The sequence below is a fragment of the Corallococcus sp. AB030 genome (assembly GCF_003668965.1).
In the GTDB taxonomy this organism is placed as follows: domain Bacteria; phylum Myxococcota; class Myxococcia; order Myxococcales; family Myxococcaceae; genus Corallococcus; species Corallococcus exiguus.
Map to the genome: position 1 here is coordinate 1 of NZ_RAWQ01000388.1, position 3,543 is coordinate 3,543.

At 69.3% G+C, this 3,543-nt stretch carries 2 protein-coding genes; one reads left to right on the top strand and one right to left on the bottom strand.

Translation table 11 applies throughout. The features are described from left to right. Nucleotides 1–135 precede the first annotated feature (135 nt). Entirely contained in the window at nucleotides 136–885 is a 750-nt protein-coding gene (locus D7Y15_RS42760; protein ID WP_121756142.1) for a 1-acyl-sn-glycerol-3-phosphate acyltransferase, read from the top strand. 73 nt (nucleotides 886–958) lie between these two features. Here D7Y15_RS42760 and D7Y15_RS42765 read toward each other — a convergent pair whose 3' ends face one another. Beyond that, nucleotides 959–3,124, bottom strand: coding sequence for a glycosyl hydrolase family 18 protein (locus D7Y15_RS42765; protein ID WP_121756141.1), 2,166 nt, complete (start codon nucleotides 3,122–3,124; stop codon nucleotides 959–961). Between the last annotated feature and the right edge of the window lie 419 nt (nucleotides 3,125–3,543).

The following is a 3,543-nucleotide window of genomic DNA, read 5'->3' on the forward strand; positions in this document are numbered from 1 at the left end:
GCCCGGTGGGGCGGGCCAGCGCTCAGGGAGGACCGCTGACCCGCCCCACCGGGCGGGACTACATCTTCTAGAAGGACGTCCAGCCATCGCTCCCCCTGGTGACCAGGGGCATCCGGAAAGGACGTGGGCCGGCCCGTGCTTCGACTTCTCTTCGCCCTGATGTCGCTGCTCCCCTACGGGCTGCGCCGCCATGTCGTGCGCGGCCTGATGCACGGCGTGTGGGGACGGCTGTCCCACGCGAAGGTGTACGGCCTGAAGGACCTGCCGGACGGCCCCTGCCTCTTCATCTGCAACCACCTGTCCAACGCGGACGGCTTCACGCTCTACCGGGCGCTGCGTCCCCGGCGCGTCGTCTTCCTGGCGGGCGTGAAGCTGCACGGCACCGTGATGACCCGGCTGGCGGCGGAGACGATGGACACCATCGACATCACGCCCAACTCGCCGGACATCGAAGCGCTGCGCCGCTGCGTGGAGCTGCTCAAGGGCGGCCAGTCCGTCCTCATCTTCCCGGAAGGGGGCCGCAGCCGCGCCGGAGGCCTGCTCGAGGCGAAGAAGGGCGTGGGGCTCATCGCCAAGCGCGCGGGCGTGCCCATTGTCCCGGTGGCGCTCACGGGCACGGAGAAGCTCATGCCCATCAACGACTCCGACATGGGCGGCGAGCGGCTCTTCCACGCGGATGTCACCGTGACCTTCGGGCCCGCGTTCCGCATGGCGGACCTGGAGCCGGAGGTGTCCGGCTCCTCCGACACGCGCCAGGCGCTGGTGGACGCGATGATGCGCCGGGTGGCCGCGCTGCTGCCGCCCGCGTACCAGGGCGTCTATGCAGGTGGCCCGGAGCCGGTGGCCCCCACGGCTCCGCCCTCCGCCGTGCCGCCCTCCGCGTAGTCCGCGTCACGCTGTACGAAAACGGCCGCGCGGGCGGGTGCCCACGCGGCCGTCTGTCTTCAGGCCATCCCGGTTACTGGAGGAACGCCTTCTTGACCTCGGTGAGCAGCGGGTTGGTGCCCGTCGCGGGGTCGGTGCATCCCTGGTTGATGGTCCAGATGATGGTGCCGCCGTAGCCGTTCGCCTTGGCGTACTGGCCCTTGGCCTGGATTGCCTCCGGACCGTCGTACGTAATCCAGCGCACCGTGCCGTCCTCCACCGGCGTGTTGAACGTGACGTAGTTGGCCTGCGCCGCCGCGTCCCACTGGAGCGTGCCCGTCTTGGAGAGCGCCAGAATCTTCTTGTACGTGAAGGAGTTGTCCCCGCCCACGTAGTCGGACCAGTCCGTGAAGGGCTGGCGCGGGCCGGTGATGTGCCGCCACGCGAGGCCGTAGAACGGGATGCCCATGCCCAGCTTCTCCTTGGGGATGCCCGCGGCCACCCAGGCCTTGAGGCTGGACTCCACGGAGGTCGGGTGGGTGCCGGACTCGCCCTTGAGCGCGGACGTGAACCACGAATCCCAGCCGCCCCAGACGCCAATCATCTCGTAGGACATGACGTTCACCTGGTCCAGGTACTGGGCCAGCTGCGGGTACCACTTGAGCGACGCGTCCGTGGCGAAGTTGTTGTTGATCCAGCCAATGGGGAACGTCAGCAGCATGTTGGGCCGCACCTGGCGCAGCCGCTGCACCAGTGCGAGCAGGTTCGGCTTGTCCGCCTCCTCCACCGGCTCCCAGTCGATGTCGAGCCCGTCGTAGCCGTGGTCGTCCATCGTCTTGAGCAGGTTCTGGACGAACTTCTCCCGGTTGGCGGAAGAGGCAGCGCCCACCCAGTTGGCGTGCTCGCCCGCGCCGCCCACCATGATGATGGCCTTGCGCCCCGCCGCGTGCGCGCGGGTGGAGAGCGTCTTCGCCATGGCGGAGCCATTCGAGTTGTCGAAGATGGCGTCCACCGTGCCGTCCGTGTTCGGCGTCACGCGGCCCACCATGATGTGCGTGAGCGCGCTGAAGTCCACCTTCTCCGGCGGGTAGTCATCCGCGTTCCAGCCCGTGTAGTAGCCGGACACCCACTTGTTGGTGTTGCCCACCGGGCCCGTCACCACCACGTCCGCAGTGGCCTTCTTCGTCGTGTCCGCCTTGCTCGTGGCCACGACGTGGTAGGTGCCCGCGGTCTGGGGCGCGGTGTACGTGCCGCTGGTGGTGATGGTGCCGCCGGTGGCGCCTTCCTGCACGCTCCAGGTGACGGCCGTGTTGGTGTTGCCCGTCACCAGCGCGGTGAAGGTCTGCACGCCGCCTCGCGACAGCGTCACGCTGGCGGGGGTGACGCTGACGCTCACGCCCGTGGTGGAGGTCCGCTTGCCAGACACCGCCGCGGACTTCGCGCTCTCACCGACCGCGTTCAGCGCGGTGACGGCGTACCAGTACGTCGTGTTCACGGCCGCGCTGGTGTCCTTGTAGGACGCGGCGGTGAGCGCGGAGGAAGTGAGCCGCGTGTACGTGCCCGTCTGAGACGTGGCGCGATACACGTGGTAGCCGGAAGCGCCCGTCACCGTGCCCCAGGTGAGGGCCACGTCCGTGGCGGAGCCCGTGGCCTTCAGGGCCGTGGGCGCGGAAGGCGCGGTGGTGCCCGCCGCCAGGCGCACGTTGTCCAGGTACATCACGGGCAGCGAGCGGCCCGCGTTCTCCATCACCACCAGGCCATCCAGCGTCGTGTTCGCCGCGCCCAGCGTGGAGAGCGGCATGCGGCACAGCGTCCACGTGTTGGCCTTCAGCGTGCCGCCCGTACAGGTGGGGTTGAGCGCCACGGGCGACTTCGCCACGCCGCCCACGCTCGCGTAGAGCGCCAGCGCGGGGTTGGTCGTCGCGCCGGGGTTCACCTGCAGCTCCACGAAGCCTTGGCCCGTGGTGGGCACGCCCGCGTGGTGGAAGTACAGGCCCGTCCAGGGGCCGAACGTCGCGGAGATGGAACGGGTGCCCGCGTACACGGGCCTCGTCGCGCTGAGGCTGTGCGTCGCCCAGGACCAGTCCTGCCAGCCCGAGCCGAGCGCGTCGTCGAACATCGTGGTCGCGCTCGCGAGCGCGTCCCCGGAATTCCCCAGCGAGTCGTCGTCTCCCGCGGTGGACGTGAAGTCCGGCGCGCCACCGCAGCCGGTGTGCATGGCGCCCAACGCCACGAGGAACCCAATGAGCTGCCTTCTCAAGTTCTCTCCTGCTGCCAGGTGAAAAGAGCGGGGCCGGGGGAACCGCATCCCCCTGCTCGCGGCGCGTGGCAGGGGTCCCCCGGTCGCCCTGTCGCCGCGCCTGGATTGGCGGACGTGCAAGGGGGGACCTGGCGAATCGCAGGGCGAGAAACACCGCGATTCATCGTCTGTGTTCAAGCCATGGGGTGGGGTGTTTCGGCACGTCGCCAGGACGGCAGGCTGCTGTGTCAGCGGCGCGGCGGGCGTCTGGCTTCAGAGGGAAACACGCCTGGTGACGGCTGGGGCGGGCGGGCTGAGTGATCCCCGCATTTAAGCGAGCGGATCGCCAGACGCCTACCTGACAGCTGCGTGCGAGGCGGAGTGGTGGGGAGCAGTAAGAGAGGCCATGCGGGGACGCAAAGTGGCCATCAACGAAGAGC